The organism is Streptomyces sp. NPDC001507, assembly GCF_042894765.1.
In the GTDB taxonomy this organism is placed as follows: Bacteria; Actinomycetota; Actinomycetes; order Streptomycetales; family Streptomycetaceae; genus Streptomyces.
The window spans coordinates 162,886-178,984 of record NZ_JBIAVV010000016.1; the positions used below are offsets into that span (position 1 = coordinate 162,886).

Annotated in this window: 13 protein-coding genes; 3 read left to right on the top strand and 10 right to left on the bottom strand. The window is 73.0% G+C overall.

Annotation, left to right across the window (positions count from 1 at the left end; genetic code table 11):
• Nucleotides 1-60 precede the first annotated feature (60 nt).
• Complete coding sequence (locus ACFY0K_RS41520; protein WP_351960990.1) at nt 61-1,200, top strand: aminoglycoside phosphotransferase family protein; 1,140 nt, start codon at nt 61-63, stop codon at nt 1,198-1,200.
• A gap of 275 nt (nt 1,201-1,475) precedes the next feature.
• On the top strand, nt 1,476-3,494 hold the full coding sequence (locus ACFY0K_RS41525) for an N-acetylmuramoyl-L-alanine amidase (protein WP_390644244.1): 2,019 nt from the start codon (nt 1,476-1,478) through the stop codon (nt 3,492-3,494).
• Between the two features lie 6 nt (nt 3,495-3,500).
• On the opposite strand, the gene ACFY0K_RS41530 is transcribed toward ACFY0K_RS41525, so the two are convergent.
• The 8 genes from ACFY0K_RS41530 to ACFY0K_RS41565 form a co-directional block, all read right to left on the bottom strand.
• Nucleotides 3,501-3,998: a hypothetical protein gene (locus tag ACFY0K_RS41530; RefSeq protein ID WP_351960988.1), complete on the bottom strand. Its 498-nt coding sequence runs from the start codon at nt 3,996-3,998 to the stop codon at nt 3,501-3,503.
• A gap of 259 nt (nt 3,999-4,257) precedes the next feature.
• Nucleotides 4,258-6,933: an ATP-binding protein gene (locus ACFY0K_RS41535; RefSeq protein ID WP_390644246.1), complete on the bottom strand. Its 2,676-nt coding sequence runs from the start codon at nt 6,931-6,933 to the stop codon at nt 4,258-4,260.
• A 131-nt stretch (nt 6,934-7,064) separates the two neighbouring features.
• Nucleotides 7,065-7,964, bottom strand: a complete 900-nt coding sequence (locus tag ACFY0K_RS41540; RefSeq protein WP_390644248.1) for a universal stress protein — start codon at nt 7,962-7,964, stop codon at nt 7,065-7,067.
• Nucleotides 7,965-8,121: 157 nt separating this feature from the next.
• Nucleotides 8,122-8,364, bottom strand: a complete 243-nt coding sequence (locus ACFY0K_RS41545; protein WP_351960985.1) for a DUF397 domain-containing protein — start codon at nt 8,362-8,364, stop codon at nt 8,122-8,124.
• An 83-nt stretch (nt 8,365-8,447) separates the two neighbouring features.
• The gene (locus ACFY0K_RS41550; protein WP_390644249.1) at nt 8,448-9,614 is read right to left on the bottom strand and encodes a thiolase domain-containing protein; all 1,167 of its coding nucleotides are present in this window, start codon (nt 9,612-9,614) and stop codon (nt 8,448-8,450) included.
• The gene (locus ACFY0K_RS41555; protein WP_390644251.1) at nt 9,611-10,657 is read right to left on the bottom strand and encodes a thiolase domain-containing protein; all 1,047 of its coding nucleotides are present in this window, start codon (nt 10,655-10,657) and stop codon (nt 9,611-9,613) included. The genes ACFY0K_RS41550 and ACFY0K_RS41555 overlap by 4 nt, the downstream gene beginning before the upstream one ends.
• Complete coding sequence (locus tag ACFY0K_RS41560) at nt 10,657-11,598, bottom strand: Zn-ribbon domain-containing OB-fold protein (RefSeq protein WP_390644252.1); 942 nt, start codon at nt 11,596-11,598, stop codon at nt 10,657-10,659. The genes ACFY0K_RS41555 and ACFY0K_RS41560 overlap by 1 nt, the downstream gene beginning before the upstream one ends.
• 138 nt (nt 11,599-11,736) lie before the next feature.
• On the bottom strand, nt 11,737-12,537 hold the full coding sequence (locus ACFY0K_RS41565; RefSeq protein WP_390644253.1) for a crotonase/enoyl-CoA hydratase family protein: 801 nt from the start codon (nt 12,535-12,537) through the stop codon (nt 11,737-11,739).
• Between the two features lie 210 nt (nt 12,538-12,747).
• On the opposite strand from ACFY0K_RS41565, the gene ACFY0K_RS41570 reads away from it, so the two are divergent.
• Nucleotides 12,748-14,361 carry an acyl-CoA synthetase gene (locus tag ACFY0K_RS41570; RefSeq protein WP_390644254.1) on the top strand — a complete coding sequence of 538 codons (1,614 nt, stop codon included), beginning with the start codon at nt 12,748-12,750 and terminating at the stop codon, nt 14,359-14,361.
• A 118-nt stretch (nt 14,362-14,479) separates the two neighbouring features.
• Here ACFY0K_RS41570 and ACFY0K_RS41575 read toward each other — a convergent pair whose 3' ends face one another.
• Together ACFY0K_RS41575 and ACFY0K_RS41580 are read right to left on the bottom strand one after the other, a co-directional pair.
• Complete coding sequence (locus ACFY0K_RS41575; RefSeq protein WP_390644256.1) at nt 14,480-15,316, bottom strand: alpha/beta fold hydrolase; 837 nt, start codon at nt 15,314-15,316, stop codon at nt 14,480-14,482.
• A 63-nt stretch (nt 15,317-15,379) separates the two neighbouring features.
• Nucleotides 15,380-16,099 (bottom strand): class I SAM-dependent methyltransferase, encoded by a 720-nt coding sequence (locus ACFY0K_RS41580; protein ID WP_390644257.1) that lies wholly within the window; start codon nt 16,097-16,099, stop codon nt 15,380-15,382.

The following is a 16,099-nucleotide window of genomic DNA, read 5'->3' on the forward strand; positions in this document are numbered from 1 at the left end:
AACCCCTCACAGGACTTCTCAGGCAGGCACCGCAGGCACACGAAGGGATCTGTATCTCCCATGTACGCAGCATCGTCCTCCGTGTCCGCTCCGCCCCGGTCGCTGCGCCCCCGCCCGGCGGGCGGCGGACCCTACCTCGACCCCGCGCGTCCGGGGGCCGCCGTACCGGTCGTGGGCCGGCAGCGCCGCCCCGCGGGTCTCGGCACCCAGCCGCTCAGCGGCAGACTCGACCTGTCCGGCCCCCAGGGCGCGCAGCTGCGCACCGCGATCGCGTCGGTGCACCGGATCTGCCCGGAGTTCGCTCCGGTGCAGGTGCTGCGCCGCACCGGCCGGTCGGTGATCCTCGTCGGCACGACGGGGCGCAGCACGGCCGTGGCGAAGTGTCTGCTGGACCACTCCCCCGCCTGGGCGGAGCGGACCCGGCACGAAATAGCCGCATACCGCTCGTTCGTCCGGCACCGGCCGCCGATCCGGGTGCCGAGGCTGATCGCGGCGGACCCGGACAACTGCACGTTGGTGATCGAGCGGATGCCCGGCCGGGTGGCGGCGGTCCAGCGCCACCCGGCGGAGGCTCCGCCCCGGGCGGACATCCGGGCCGCGCTGGGTGCGATCTGCCGGCTGAACGCGTGGCGGCCCCCGGCGGGCACCTTCGACGCCCCGGTGGACTACCCGGCCCGGATCGCCCGGTACCACGAGCTGGGTCTGCTCACCGACCGGGACATGGGTGACCTGCAGAAGCTGCTGCACGGCATCGCGGTCGCGGCGGGCCGCCAGGGGATGGGCCAGTTCTGCCACGGCGACGCCCTGCTCTCGAACATCCTGCTGTCCCCGGCCGGTCCAGTGCTGGTGGACTGGGAGCACGCGGGCTGGTATCTGCCGGGGTACGACCTGGCCACACTCTGGTCGGTCCTCGGCGACGCCCCGGTGGCGCGCCGTCAGATCAGCCAGATCGCCCAGTCGGCGGGGCCCGCGTCCCGGGACGCCTTCCTGGTGAACCTGATGCTGGTCCTCACCCGTGAGATCCGGACCTACGAGACCGCCGTGCAGCGTTCGATGCACGACGCGACCCCGGCGGCACCGGGTACGGCCCACCCGGGCGCCGCGCCGACCGGCGAGGAACAGCGGCTGCTGCTCCGGCGGCTGCACGACGACTGCCAGCTGGCCCGACGGGCCGTGCGTGCGGCGGTCGGCACTCGCTGACGGGGACGAGGATCCGCGGTGCGCTCGGGGCAACTGCGCGCCGCGGATCCTCGCATGTCCGGGGTGTCCGCGGGGGTGTCACGGCCGTCCACTGGTATACGCCACTGACGCTCCGCAGGCCTGCGGGGCGCCACCACGAAACTCCCACGATCATCGTATGACATGGGAATTCGAGCCTCTCTGGGCATGATTGACGGATCGTCGGCAAGCCGGTACCACTGAGCCACGCTCAGCCCCGCACGCCCCGTCGCGCGCCATCGCCCCAGGAGGCTGCATTGCGAGGATCCGTCACCGAGCCCGCACCCCCGCACAGCGGCAGACGCAGGCGCAGGACGGCCGGAGCCGTCGCCGCCGCGGCCCTGCTGCTGCCGCTGCTGGGCGCGGCACCCCCACCGGACACCAATGAGCCGTCCGCCGGACTGCTCCAGCAGGCGTTCGCGTCCGCCGCCGCCGAGTACCACGTGCCGCAGAGCGTGCTGCTCGCCGTCTCCTACCTCCAGTCCCGCTGGGACACCCACGGCGGAGCGCCCAGCGTGACCGGCGGCTACGGCCCGATGCACCTCACCGACGCGCACACCGCGCTGGCGACGGCCACCGAGCACTTCGCCGACGGCACCGAGGACGCCCGCGGCGACAGCGCCCGCCCCGCTCTCCACCCCAGCGTGCAGGTCCCGCGGAACTCCGCGCTCCCGGCGCGCCTCAAGACCCTGACGAAGGCCGCCGGGCTGACCGGGCTCCCGGCCGAGCAACTGCGCACCGACGCGGCGGCGAACGTGGCCGGCGGTGCCGCGCTGCTCGCCGCCGCCCAGCGGGGCCTGCACCAGCCGCTCAGCGCCGATCCGGCGGACTGGTACGGCGCGATCGCCCGCTTCTCCGGCGCCGACGACACGGCGACCGCGGCGGCGTACGCCAACGACGTGTTCGACGTCCTCCACACGGGCGAACGGCGCACCACCGACGCGGGACAGGTCGTCGCCCTCGCCGCCCAGCCGGAGCTGCGGGCCGACACCGCGCAGCTGGAGCTGACCGGGCTGCGCACGACGGCGGCGGACGACGGGACGGAGTGCCCGGCGACGGTGTCGTGCGAGTGGATCCCCGCGCCCTACGCGCAGTTCGGGGACAACGACTACGGCAACCACGACCTCGCCGACCGGCCGGCCTCGCAGAGCATCAAGTACATCGTCATCCACGACACCGAGGGCTCCTGGGACACCACCATCAAGCTGGTCCAGGACCCGACCTATGTGTCCTGGAACTACACCATCCGCTCCACCGACGGTCTGATCGCCCAGCACGTCAAGGCGAAGGACGTGGCCTGGCACGCGGGCAACTGGTACATCAACGCGAAGTCGATCGGCATCGAGCACGAGGGCTTCCTCGCCTCGCCGGACGCCTGGTACACGGAGGCGATGTACCGCTCCTCGGCCCGGTTGGTGAAGTACCTCTCCGAGCAGTACGGCATCCCGCTGGACCGGCAGCACATCCTCGGTCACGACACGGTGCCGGGCCCGACCACGTCGACGATCCCCGGGATGCACACCGATCCCGGCCCCTACTGGGACTGGCGGCACTACTTCGAGCTCCTCGACCACCCCTTCAAGCACAAGGCGGGCAAGAAGCACCGGGTGGTGACGGGCGGTGTGGTCACGATCCTGCCGGACTACGCCACGAACCAGCCGGCGTACACCGGCTGCGTCACCAAGGGCCAGCCCTGCGCCGCGCACGGGTCCGGCGAGGTCCGGCTGTACTCCGACCACGACGCGAACTCGGCCCTGATCAAGGACGTCGGCATGGGCACGACGCCGACGACCGACGTGAACGACCTCTCCTCGCGGGCCTCCACCGGCCAGCAGTACACGGTGGCGGACACCTGGGGGGACTGGACGGCGATCTGGTACCTCGGGCAGAAGGCCTGGTTCGAGAACCCGGCCGGCGCGCCGGCGGCGGTCGCCTCGACCGGGGTGGTGATCACCCCGAAGGCGGGCCGGACCAGCATCCCGGTGTACGGCCGGGCGTATCCGGAGGCGTCCGCGTACCCCTCCGGGGTACCGGCCCAGTCGGTCTCACCGCTGCCGTACACGATCCCGGCGGGCCAGAAGTACGTGGCCGGTGACGAGGTGCCCGGCGAGTACTACTACGCCGTCACCTTCAGCACCGACTCGCACAAGGTCGTGGTCGGCAAGGACCTGTACTACGAGATCCAGTACGGCCACCGGGTCGGGTTCGTCCGCGCGGCCGACGTCGACGTGGTGCCGGCCGCGAAGGCCGGACGGCACCACGGCCACGGGAGGTAGCCGGCCTCAGCCCTGCTGGAAAAGCTCCGCCGGGAGCGGCTTCAGCAGGGCGTACAGGTCGTCGGTGATCGGGCGGTCCCAGGCCGCGATGGTCACCAGGACGCCGTCGCTGCGGTCGAACTGGACGCAGGAGATCCGGCTCTCGGAGAGCTTGAGGCGGCGCACGATCAGCAGGTTGTCGCCCTGCAGGACCGGCATGTCCTCGGTGCCGACGACGGTGACGTCCTCGTCGTTCTCCAGCGCGAGGAGGAGCTGGCCGACCTCGAAGGGGATCTCGTCCTCCTCCACCTCGCGGGCCGGGGAGCCCTCGGGAAGATTGCCGATGATCATCGCGGGGCCGCGGCCGCCGAAGAGGTCGTAGCGCAGGAAGACGCCCTGGCAGGTGCCGTCGGGCGCGGGCAGCAGCCCGGCACCGAGGTTGCCGGGCCAGTCACCCGGGTCCATGGCCAGAACGTCGAATTCGGGGCCGGCGGGCGTGGCGCTGCGGCGACGGAGGAACGACATGCGGTCCATGGTACGGGGCCGGGGTTGTGGGGCGGGGATCAGTTCCGGCTGCGGGTCGGCCGGCGTCTCTCGGACACGTCGCGTCCACGCCGTGCCCGATCCGTCGCGACGGTGGTCGGCCACGACGGTGGTGTTCGACAGTGCAGGGCCGGGCGGCGGTGGCGGCAGTCGTGGGTTGCGGTCCTTCGGCGGGTGCGCCGGAGTCGTGGCTGGTCGCGCCCACGCGGCAAAACCGCACATCAAATACCGCCCCGCGCCCCTAGGGGGTTGCGCCCTCGGTCTGCTCCCTCGCTGCGGCCAGCTCCGCACGGGCCTGCACCGCCAGACCGTCCGCCTCGCACTGCACGGCGGTGTCCAGGCCCCTGCGCAGCAGTCCGGCGTCGCGGAGTTCCGTGCCCAGGCTCACCAGGGCGCAGGCCAGCTCGTAGGCCGCCGGGGAGCGCTCCAGGTGGGCTACCGACTCGCGCAGGTACGCCAGGCGGGCCTCGCCCGACGAGACGTCCGCCGCCGTACGCAGGGCCTGGCCGATCGCGGAGGGGGCGCCGAAGCGGCGGGCGTGGGCCAGGGCGGCCAGGGCGGTGGTGAGGGCGCGTTCCGGGGCGTCGTGGGCCTCGGCGCGGGCCAGGTGGAGCTGCCAGGGGCACCAGGAGGGGTTGCGGATGCCGCGTGGTTCGAGGCGGCGCCCCGCCGCGGCGAGCTCGGCCGCCGCGTCCTTCGGGAGGCCGCGGGCGAGCAGCAGTTCGCCGTAGACCGTCTGGGCGTCGGGGAAGACCACGGCCGCCGGGAAGGGCTCCCGGAAGGTGTGGTCCTCGGCGAGGCGGGCGGCCTCGTCGGTGCGGCCGCGGGCCAGCAGGGTCTGGATCAGGATGCCGACGGCGTACCAGTGCGCCGGGGTCCCGGGACCGACGCGTTCGGCGAGGCGCAGGCCGGAGCGGACGTGCTCCTCGGCCTCGGCGAGGCGGCCGCGCCGGTAGCGGACGTAGCCGAGGAGGGTGTACGCGAAGGAGAGGTGGGCGCCGCGCCAGCCCTGGCGTTCGTAGTCGGCGATCCCGGCGGCGAAGAGTTCCTCCGTGCGGTCCGGCCGGTCGGCGTACATGAACGCGAGGGAGACCAGGACCGGGACCTCGAAGCCCCGGTCGGATTCGGCCCAGCCGAGGCCGCCGGCGAGGGCGCGTTCGGCGTGGTGGAGGGCGACCTCGGCGGGTTCGCCGCGCTGGATCGCGTCCCAGGTGCGCAGCCCGATGACGTACCGCTCGGTGAGGTCGCGGCCGCGGAGGCGGTCGGCGAGCCGGGTCAGGCGGCGGGAGCGGGAGGGGTGGTCGGGTTCGTCGGCGCGGAAGGCGTCCCACATGAACTGTTCGGAGAGCATCCGGAGGCGTACGCGGGCGTCGCCGGTCACCTGGATCTCGCGGGCGAGGGTCTCCGAGGCCTCGGCGAGGCGGTCGCTGTGGGCGAGGACCTGGGAGAGGCGGTAGACGATCTGGTGGCGCAGTGCGGGCTCGGCGATGGGTTCCTGGAGGGCCGCGCGCAGGTGGTTGACGGTGGTGGCGGGCTCGGTGAGGAGGGAGGCGCTGCCCAGTTCGTGCAGGACGGCGGCGCGCTCCTTGGGCGGCGGGGGTTCGCGCAGGGCGCGGGCGAGGTAGGCGCGGGCCGTGTCGGGGGCGCCGGCCCGGAGGGTCTCGCCGGCGGCGGCGCGCAGCTGCCGGACGACCCAGGTGTCGCCTTCGGGGTGGGTCTCCAGGAGGTGGCGGGCGGCTGCGGTGGCGCCCTGGCCGTCGTCGGTCACGCACCAGGCGGCCTGGCCGTGCAGGGCGACCCGGGTGGCGGGCGGGATGGCCCGGTAGACGGCGGTGGCGATCAGGGGGTGGACGAACTCCAGGGTCTCGGCGCCGGTGAGGACCCGGGCGCCGCGCAGGGCGTCGGCGGCGTCCGCGGCCTCCTCGTGGCCGAGGCCGGCCACGGCGGCGGCGAGCGCGGGATGGATCTCGGTGCCGAGGACGGCGCAGGCCCAGGCGAACCGGACGGCGGAGGGGCCCAGGCGTTCGAGGCGGGCGATCAGCCCGCTGCCCTTGACGGCGGCGGCGAGGTCGCGCAGCAGGGGTGCGCCGGCCTCGGTGGGGTCCAGGCCCCGGTCGGAGACCTTCGCGGTCAGCTCGACGGCCTCGAAGGGGTTGCCGGCGGTGACGGCCCAGCACTCGTGGCAGAAGGCGTCGTCGGCGTGGTCGCCGAGGCTCTCGCGGACCAGGCCGGCGACGGCGTCGGCGCTGAGCGGTTCGAGGCCGCGCGGGCGGCCGCCTGCCCGGCCGGGCAGGCCGCGGAACGCGTCGGCGTGCTCGGGGAGTTCGTCGGGCCGGTACGCGACGACGACGAGCAGCGGGAGTTGCTCGGCGCGTGGTGCGAACGCGGCGAGCCAGCCGAGGGATTCGGGGTCGGCCCAGTGGGCGTCGTCGAGGACGAGGACCATCGGCGCCTGGCGCACGGCGAGGTGGGTGAGCACCCAGTCGAGGCCGTCGCGCAGGCCCTGCTGGTCGGGCGGGGCGCCCTCGGTGGGGGCGCACAGGCCGAGGGCGGGGCCGACGATGTCGTACCAACTGCCCAGCGAGGCGCGGAGTTCGGCCTCGGGTGCGCCGGCGAGGCGGGGTTGCAGGAGCTGGCGGGCGACGTGGAAGGCGACGCGCTGCTCCTGGTCACCGCCGCGCGCGGAGAGCACGGTGCAGCCCCGGGCGGCGGCGCGGCGGCGCACCTCGGCGAGCAGGGTGGTCTTTCCGATGCCGGCCCGGCCGGCGAAGGCGAGCAGCGCGCCGAGCGGCCTCTCGCCCGGTGCCGCGCCGTCCGCGCGCAGGCCGGTGAGTTCGGCCAACGCCTCGTCGACGGCCGCCAGTTCGCTGTCGCGCTCGTAGAGCGTCCGCCGGTTCCGCAGGACCCGCTGTCCCATGACCACCCCCCGCCACGGTGGTACGCGAGCGCGGGGAGCGGGCGCGCACCGTGGCTTGCAGGCAGCTCAGCGTACGCCCGACTTCGGTGATCCGCTCCCTACTGACGGTAACTGGGGGAAGGGACTTGACATCACTCCTGCGGTGCCGGCGGGACGACCGCGATGGGGGCGGCCGCGTGCAGCAGCACGGCGTGGGTGACGGAGCCCATCATGCGGGCCGGGGCGAGCAGCCGCCGGCGGTGCCGGCCGACGACGACCAGGGCGGCGTCCTTCGAGGCGGACACCAGCAGGCCGGCCGCGTCGCCGGGCAACGCGAGAACGTCGGCGCGCAGGTCGGGGCGGTCCTTGAGGTGCGGGGCGAGGAAGCCCTCGGCGAGGGTGCGGGTCTCCTGCTCGACCTCGTCCTGGCCGCCGGCCGGCGGGACGAGCTCCCCGGCCGCGAACCAGCTCTGCGCAGGCCACGGGTAGGCGGCGAGCACCTGGAGCCGGGCGCCGCGCCGGGCGGCCTCCGCGAGAGCGAAGGCGAGGGCGGCGTCGTCGGGGCTGTCCACGTTCAGGCCGACGACGACCCGGGGTCCGGGCTCGGCGGGCAGTTCCTCGTGCACCTCCCGCCCCGGCCGGGGTACGACGACCACCGGGCACGCGGCGTCGCGGGCGGCGGCCATGCCGCTGGAGCCGAGCAGCAGACTCGCGAAGCCTCCGCGGCCCCGCGAGCCGAGCACCAACAGCTGTGCGTCGGCGCCCAGTTCGGGCAGCAGTGCACTCGGCGCGCCCTCCAGGGCGACGTACTCGACGGTCAGCCCGACGGCACCGGTGGACAGCCGGCCCCGGACCTCGTCGAGCACGGGGTCGCCACCCTCGTCCGGTTCGCCGGCGACCAGGACGTCGGGCTGCCCCCAGGCGGCGTACTGACGGACGTGCACCACCCGCAGCGGTGCGTCCCGCTGCCGGGCCGCCTGTACGGCCCAGTCCAGGGCGCGCAGGCTGTCGTCCGACCCGTCCGCCGCGGCGATGACCGGCGCAGGGCTCATCGTTCCTCACCTCCGGATTACGACCTTCCCCGTCCGGGGCCAGCCTGTCTCAGGCGGCGGCCCCGGAAGGGCGCTGCTGGTCACGTGTCCGGAAATCCTTGCGGAACGCCCCCCCGGTTCACCTCTCTGCCGCAGTGGCGGCACCGGGGGCAGGCGCTCAGGTCAGGTCGAACTCGCCCTCCCGGGCCCCCGACACGAAGGCACCCCATTCGGCGGGGGTGAAGATCAGGGAAGGGCTCTGGGGACTGCCGCTGTTGCGCATCGCGATGAATCCCTCGACAAAGGCGATCTGGACATCCCCCAGGCCCCGGCTGCTGGACTGCCAATCGGCCCCGCTGAGGTCCAGCTCCGGCTTCTCCCAGCCCAGTACCGGCTGCTGCTGGATGGTGCTCTCGGCCACGTCCGTGCTCCTCCCGAATTCGTCGTCCGCGGCCAGCCTAGCTTTCGCTTCCGGCACTCAACAGGCCACGTGAACGGGTCCTTTCAGTTGTCGGGGGCCGTGGCGCCGACGAGCCACATGGAGAAGAACTGGGAGCCGCCTCCGTAGGCGTGCCCGAGCGCCTTCCGGGCGCCGTCCACCTGGTGTTCTCCGGCCTGGCCGCGTACCTGGAGGGCGGCCTCGGCGAACCGGATCATCCCGGAGGCGCCGATCGGGTTGGTGGACAGGACGCCGCCCGACATGTTGACGGGGAGGTCACCGTCGAGTTCGGTGACCCCCGATTCGGTGAGTTTCCAGCCCTCGCCCTCGTCGGCGAAGCCGAGGTTCTCCAGCCACATGGGCTCGTACCAGGAGAACGGCACGTACATCTCGACGGCGTCGATGTCCCGGCGCGGGTCGGCGATCCCCGCCTGCCGGTAGACGTCGGCGGCGCAGTCCTTCCCGGCCTGCGGCGACACCGCGTCCTTGCCGGCGAACAGGGTCGGCTCGCTGCGCATGGCCCCGCCCAGCATCCAGGCCGGCGGCTTCGTGGAACGGGCGGCTCCGGCGCGGTCGGTGAGGACCATGGCGCAGGCGCCGTCGGAGGAGGGGCAGGTCTCCGAGTAGCGGATGGGGTCCCACAGCATGGGGGACGCCTGGACCTTCTCCAGGGTGATGTCGTGCTCGTGGAGGTGGGCGTAGGGGTTCTTCAGCGCGTTGCGCCGGTCCTTGTAGGCGACCAGCGAGCCGACGGTGTCCGGGGCGCCGCTGCGCCGCATGTAGGCCCGCACATGGGGTGCGAAGAAGCCGCCCGCGCCGGCCAGCAGCGGCTGCTGGAAGGGGATCGGCAGGGACAGTCCCCACATGGCGTTGGACTCGGACTGCTTTTCGAAGGCGAGGGTCAGTACGGTGGAGTGGACCCGGGCGGCGACCAGGTTGGCCGCGACGAGCGCGGTCGAGCCGCCCACCGAGCCCGCGGTGTGCACCCGCAACATGGGTTTGCCCACCGCTCCGAGCGCGTCCGCCAGGTAGAGCTCCGGCATCATCACGCCCTCGAAGAAGTCGGGCGCCTTGCCGATGACCACGGCGTCGATGTCGGCCCAGTCCAGTTCGGCGTCGTCGAGGGCACGTCGCGCGGCCTCGCGGACGAGCCCGGCGATGGACACGTCCCGCCGGGCCGCCACGTGCTTGGTCTGGCCGATCCCGGTGACGGCCACGGGCTCCTTGCTCATCGCGGATCCCCTTCGAGTACGGCGACCAGGTTCTGCTGCAGGCAGGGCCCGGAGGTGGCGTGGGCGAGGGCGCGGTCGGACTCGCCGCGGTGGATGCGGGTGGCGGCCTCGCCGATGCGGATCAGCCCGGCCGCCATGATCGGGTTGGCGGCGAGGGCCCCGCCGGACGGGTTGACCCGCACGTCGTCGCCGAGCCGCAGCGCCTTGCGCAGCACGATCTCCTGCGAGCTGAACGGTGCGTGCAGTTCGGCGGTGTCCACGGGCCGTTCGAAGGCGCCGGCCTTCTCGGCGGCGAGCCGCGCGGACGGCGAGTCGGTCAGGTCGCGGACGCCGAGGCCGTGCGCCTCGATGCGGTGGTCGATGCCCCGGATCCAGGCGGGCCGGTCGCACAGCTCCCGGGCCCGCTCCCCCGCCGCGAGGATGACCGCGGCGGCGCCGTCGCCGATGGGCGGGCAGTCGCCGGTGCGCAGGGGGCGTACGGCGTAGTCCCCCTGCGGAACCGAACCCCTCAGCTGTGCGTGGGGGTTGGCTGCCGCGTCCGCCCTGCTGCGGGCGCCGACGGCGGCCAGCGCGGGCTCGTCGGTCTCCCCCGCGTCGATGAGCGCCTGGGCCTGGAGGGCGGCGAGGGCGACGGAGTCCGGCCAGAGGGGGGCCAGGTAGTAGGGGTCGAGCTGGCGGGTCAGCACGTCGCGCACCGAGCCGGGTGAGGACTTGCCGTAGGAGTAGACGAGGGCGGTGTCCGCGTCCCCGGTGAGCAGTTTGGTCCAGGCCTCGTACAGGGCCCAGGCGCCGTCCATCTCGACGTGCGACTCGGAGATCGGCGGCCAGGCGCCGACGCCGTCGAGGGCGAGGGTGAAGGAGAAGGCGCGGCCGGCCAGGTAGTCGCTGGAGCCGGAGCAGGTGAAGCCGATGTCGGCGGTCTTCAGGCCGGTCTGTCCGAGCACGTCGTGCAGGACCGGCATGAGCATCTCGACCTCGGAGAGGTCGTCGCTGGTGCGGCGGTGGTCGGTCTGTGCGAAGGCGACCAGTGCTATGTCACGCATCACAGCGACTCCTTGTACGTCTCGTAGTCCGCGTCGGGCTCACCGGTGGGCCGGTAGTGGTCGGGGAAGCGGGCCCCCTCGGTCCACACCGGTTCGACCCTGAGTCCCATCCGCACCTGGTCGTAGGGGATCCCGCCGATCCGGCCGTGCAGGGCGAGGCCGGCGCCGTCGAGGGCGATGTGGGCGTAGACGTAGGGCACCTCGATGTCGAGGTTCTTCGCCTTGATGTTGACGATGCAGAAGGTGGTGACCGTGCCGCCGGGCCCCACCTCGACCTGTTCCGATGTGGCCACCCCACATGTGGGACACGCACCCCTCGGCGGGACGTACACCTTCCGGCAGGAGGGACAGCGCTCGCCGAAGGTCCGCCGGGAGGAGAGCGCCTCGATGTAGGCGGACTGGGCACGGCCGGGCGAGTAGGTGTAGTCGAGGCGGGCGTGGGCGACGATGCCGTGCACCGGGTCCTCGAACTCGCCCGCATGGACGGTGACGAGGGTGTCCTCACCTTCGTACGGCTCGAAGCAGGCGATGTCGGTGATGGCGCCGGAGCGCTCCTCGGCCCAGCGGATCCGGACCCGCATCCCGGTGCGGACGGCGTCGGGGCCGGGGACGTCGAGGGCGTGCAGCAGGGCGGTGTCGGCGCCGTCGAGCCGGACCAGGACCCAGGCGAAGGGCGTACCGAGGGGCTGCCCGCGGCGGGGCTCGTGGTTCCAGGCCCAGGTGGTGACCGTGCCGGTGGAGGCCATGGGCACGAGGTCGCGGATCTCCTCGGCGGTGACGGGGTCGTACTCGACGGGCGGGACGAGGGTGCGGCCGTCGCCGGTCCTCACCCCGAGGACGACGCGTTCGCGCAGCCCGGTGAGAAACGCGCTCTGGACGGGCCCGAGGGAGCGGGTGAAGGGGAACTCGACGACGAGGGGTGCTCTGAGGACTTCGGGCATGGGGGCTTGCCTCCTTAAGGTCGGTGCGAGCGACGCCCTTGCTCTCAGGGGCGCTGGGGGTGCCCCCCGGCCGAAGGCTGGGGGAGGAACTGCGCGAGCAGCCACGTACGGCCCGCAGTGTCCGACGCACCCCGGGCCTCACTCGCGCTTGTAGACGGGCGGCCGCTTCTCCGCGAAGGCACGGGCACCTTCCTTCGCATCGGCCGTGTCGAAGACCGGCCACCCCCGCTTCAGTTCGGCGGCCAGTCCGTCCGCCTCCGTCATCTCGGCCGTCTCGTACACCGACGCCTTGACCGCCTCGACCGCCAGCGGCCCGCACGCGTTGATCTGCTCGGCGATCTCCAGCGCCTTGTCGAGCGCCGAGCCGTCCGGCACGACATGCCCGACGAGCCCGATGTCCGCGGCCTCCCGGGCGCTGTACGGTCGCCCGGTGAGCAGCATCTCCAGAGCGTGCGTGCGCGGAATCTGCCGCTGGAGCCGTACCGTGGAGCCGCCGATCGGGAACAGCCCCCGCCGGACCTCGAAGAGCCCGAACGTCGCGGACTCGGCCGCCACCCGGATGTCGGTCCCCTGAAGGATCTCCGTGCCGCCCGCGACGCAGTGGCCCTCGACCGCGGCGATCACCGGTTTGCGCGGGCGATGATGGCGGAGCATCGCCTTCCAGTGCAGGTCGGGGTCGGCCTTCAGCCGGTCGCGCAGATGCTCGCCCGCCATGTCCTGCCCGGCCAGCGCCTTGAGGTCCATCCCGGCGCAGAAGGCGCCCCCGGCCCCGGTGAGCACGACCGAGCGGACGCCGTCGTCCTCGTCGGCCTCGATCCAGCCGTCGTACAGGCCGACGAGCATGGAGATCGAGAGCGCGTTCTTCGCCTCGGGCCGGTTGAGCGTGAGCACGAGTGTGGCGCCCTCGCGCCGCACGGTGAGGTGTTCCGTCCCAGCCATGGACCGTCTCCCCTCCGGAGGGGATCGCCTCCCCTCCACCAGAACGAGAACAGGTTGCAGTAGCCGGGGAGGCACTTCAAGGGTTTTCTGACAGGCAGTCAGATTTTGTCGCGCGAACCCTTCACACTTGCCGCGCCCTTTGCTCTGATGACCGGCGAACGGACGGGTGCGCCTTTTTCTTCGTCACGGTTGCCGGGGTCAGGAGGAGCGGTGGAGTACAACCTTGCCGATCTGTTCGAGTCGGTCGTCGACGTGGCGGCCGACCGCGAGGCGCTCGTGTACATCGACCACCCCGGCACGGGTGCGGAGCGCCGGCTGACCTACGCGGAGCTGGACGCCGCCGCCAACCGCATCGGCCACCACCTCCTCGACAGCGGCATCAAGCCCGGCGAGCATCTCGGGCTGCACCTCTACAACGGGGTGGAGTACCTGCAGACGGTGCTCGGCTGCCTGAAGGCGCGGGTGGTACCGGTCAACGTGAACTACCGTTACGTCGAAGAGGAGTTGGTGTACCTCTACCGGGACGCGGACCTGGTCGCGCTGGTCTTCGACGCGGAGTTCGACGACCGGGTGGCGGCGGCCCTGCCCCGGACGCCGGGGCTGCGGCATCTGGTGCGGGTGGGGGAGCCGGTGGACGCGGGGCTCGGGGCTCTCGCCTTCACGGAGGCGGAGGCCGCCGGGTCGCCGGGACGGGGCTTCCCCGCGCGCTCGGCGGACGACCAGTTCATCATCTACACCGGCGGCACGACCGGGATGCCCAAGGGCGTGATGTGGCGTCAGGAGGACCTGTTCTTCGCGGGACTGGGCGGGGGCGCGCCGACCGGGGAGCCGGTGGGGCGGCCCGAGGAGCTGGCCGAACGGGTCGCGGCGGGCGGCAGCGGGATCACCTTCTTCCCCACTCCCCCGCTGATGCACGGCACGTCCACGCTCACCACCTTCATCGGGTTCAACTTCGGGCAGCGGGTGGTGATCCACCGCAAGTTCGTGCCCGAGGAGGTGCTGCGGACCGTCGAGCAGGAGAAGGTCACCAGCATGTCGCTGGTCGGCGACGCGATGCTGCGCCCGCTGGTCGACGCCCTCAGCGGGCCGCTGAAGGGGACCGACTGCTCCGCCCTGTTCAGCGTCTCCTCCTCCGGCGCGATCCTCTCCGAGACCGTGCGCCGGCAGTTCAGCGAACTCGTCCCGAACGCCATGCTGCTGAACAACTTCGGGTCCTCCGAGTCCGGTTTCAACGGCACCGCGACCGACGACTCCGGGGCCGGCAGCGGCTTCCGCGTCCGCGTCAACTCCCGCACCCTGGTGGTCGATCCGGCGACCCACGAACCGGTGGCGGTGGGCGAGGTCGGCCGGGTCGCGCAGACCGGGCACGTCCCGCTCGGCTACTACAACGACCCGGTGAAAACCGCCGAGACCTTCTTCGAGAAGGACGGCCGCAGGTGGGTGCTCCTCGGCGACATGGCGACGGTCGACGAGGAGGGTGTCGTCACCGTCCTCGGCCGGGGCTCGCAGTGCATCAACACGGGGGGCGAGAAGGTGTATCCGGAGGAGGTCGAACAGGCGCTGAAGTCGCACCCGGACGTGTACGACGCGCTCGTCGCCGGGGTTCCCGACGCCACCTGGGGCAATCACGTGGCGGCCGTGGTGCAGCTGCGCACGGGGGCCGAGCCACCCTCCCTCACGGACATCCAGACGCACTGCCGCAGCCGGCTCGCCGGGTACAAGGTGCCCCGTCAGCTGGTGATCGCCGAGACCATCCGGCGATCGCCGAGCGGCAAGGCGGACTACCGGTGGGCGCGGGAGGTGGCGGTGGCCGCCGACCGGTAGCCCGTGCGGGTGCGCGACCGCCGTGGGGCGGTCCGCGCCGGGACGTGCCGGTCCGGGCGGTGGTCCAGTCCCGCGACCGCCTCCTGACGGCCTTCGGGGCACAGGACCCGAGGGCCGCTCAGGTGTCCAGGAAGGCCACGGTACGGCGGACGAACCACTCGGGGTCGTCGAGCCAGGGGTAGTGGCCGGCGCCGGGCTGCACGGTGACCTCGGCGGCCGGGAAGGCCTCGGCGGCGCGCCGGGCCAGGGCGGGGCTGGGGCCGCCGTCGAGTTCACCGGCGTACACCAGGACGGGGGCGGCGAGGGCGCGCAGGGCGGCCCGGGTGGCGTCCGGGGTGAAGGCGCCCTCGGCGAAGTAGCGGTCGCCCGCCTCGAAGTTGGTCTGCTTCTCGGTGGCCGCGACGTGGGCCCGGGCGGCGTCGTCCCAGCGGCCGTGGAAGAACGGCATGAACACCTCGTCGAACTCCGCGGAGCCGGTCAGCCACGCCTCCAGCGCGGGGAACGCCTCCTCGAACCAGGGTTCCCCCGCCCGCAGCCGGGCCGCCGCCAGCCGGTCCTCGGGGGTGGCGCGCAGGCCGAGGGCCGAGGGGTTTCCGGTGATCAGCGCGAGCCGCCGCACCCGCTGCGGGTGCGCCGCCGCGTACAGGATCGCCAGGCTGGCGCCGGCCGAGTGCGCCAGTACGTCCATGTGGTCGAGGCCTATGTGGGCGCGCAACATCTCCACGTCGTCGACGAGCCGGTCGCAGCGGTACGACGCCGGGTCGGCGGGCACCGCGGAGTCGCCGGTCCCCCGCAGGTCGAGGAGGACCAGCCGGCGGTGGGCGGTCAGCCCGCCGAGGTCCCCGAGGTAGCCGGAGGCCCGCATGGGGCCGCCCGGCAGCACGACGAGCGGTTCGCCCTCCCCTCTGACGTGGTAGGCGAGGCGGGTACCGTCGGCTGCGGTGAAGGTGGGCATGGCGCCGATCTTCGGGGACGGCGGCGCGGTGCCGCAACGGGTTTCGGCGAACGCCTCCCGGTGTCAGGCAGACGGGGCCGGCTTGCGCACCCGGAACGCGAACTGGCCGCAGAACGTGAGCTTGCGGAGGTTCACGAGGGCCGTCTCCCGCTTGCTCTTGCGGGCCCAGGCGTCGATCTCCGTGTTGAGCGGCGACTCCGTCCGCCAGAAGCGGCCGTACTCCCTCCTCCGTGAGCCGTGGTAGGTGCGCATGATCAGTGTCACGCCGTCGAGCGAGGGCCGGATCTCCTCCAGGGCGAGCCCGGCGTCCTCGACGAGCACCCGGAATCCGTACGGCGTGTAGTTCCACAGACTGAAGGAGTGGTAGGGCTCGAACTGGGAGGTGCTGCCGATGAACAGCCCGCCCGGCCGGAGCACCCGGCTCACCTCCGCGAGCAGTTCCCTGGGCCTGGCCACGTGTTCGAAGACCTGGTGGGAGTAGACGAGCGGTACCGCGGCGGAGCGGAACGGCAGGTTGACGCCGTCGAAGTACACCACGCTGTCGCGCGCGGCGGTGCGCTGGGCGGCCTCCGGTGAATCACGGATGTCGACTCCCACCCAGCGGACGCCGGAGTCGTGTTTGCGGAAGAGCTCTGCCGACGCGCCCCGGCCGCAGCCGAGGTCGACCACCCGGTCCGGTGCCCGCGGCGAGCGCATCGCCTCGTCGAGGTAGTAGCGGGAGGTGACCTGACGGGCGTGGTCGTCAGGGATGCAGTCATGCATGAGTTCCCACAGGGTCGACAT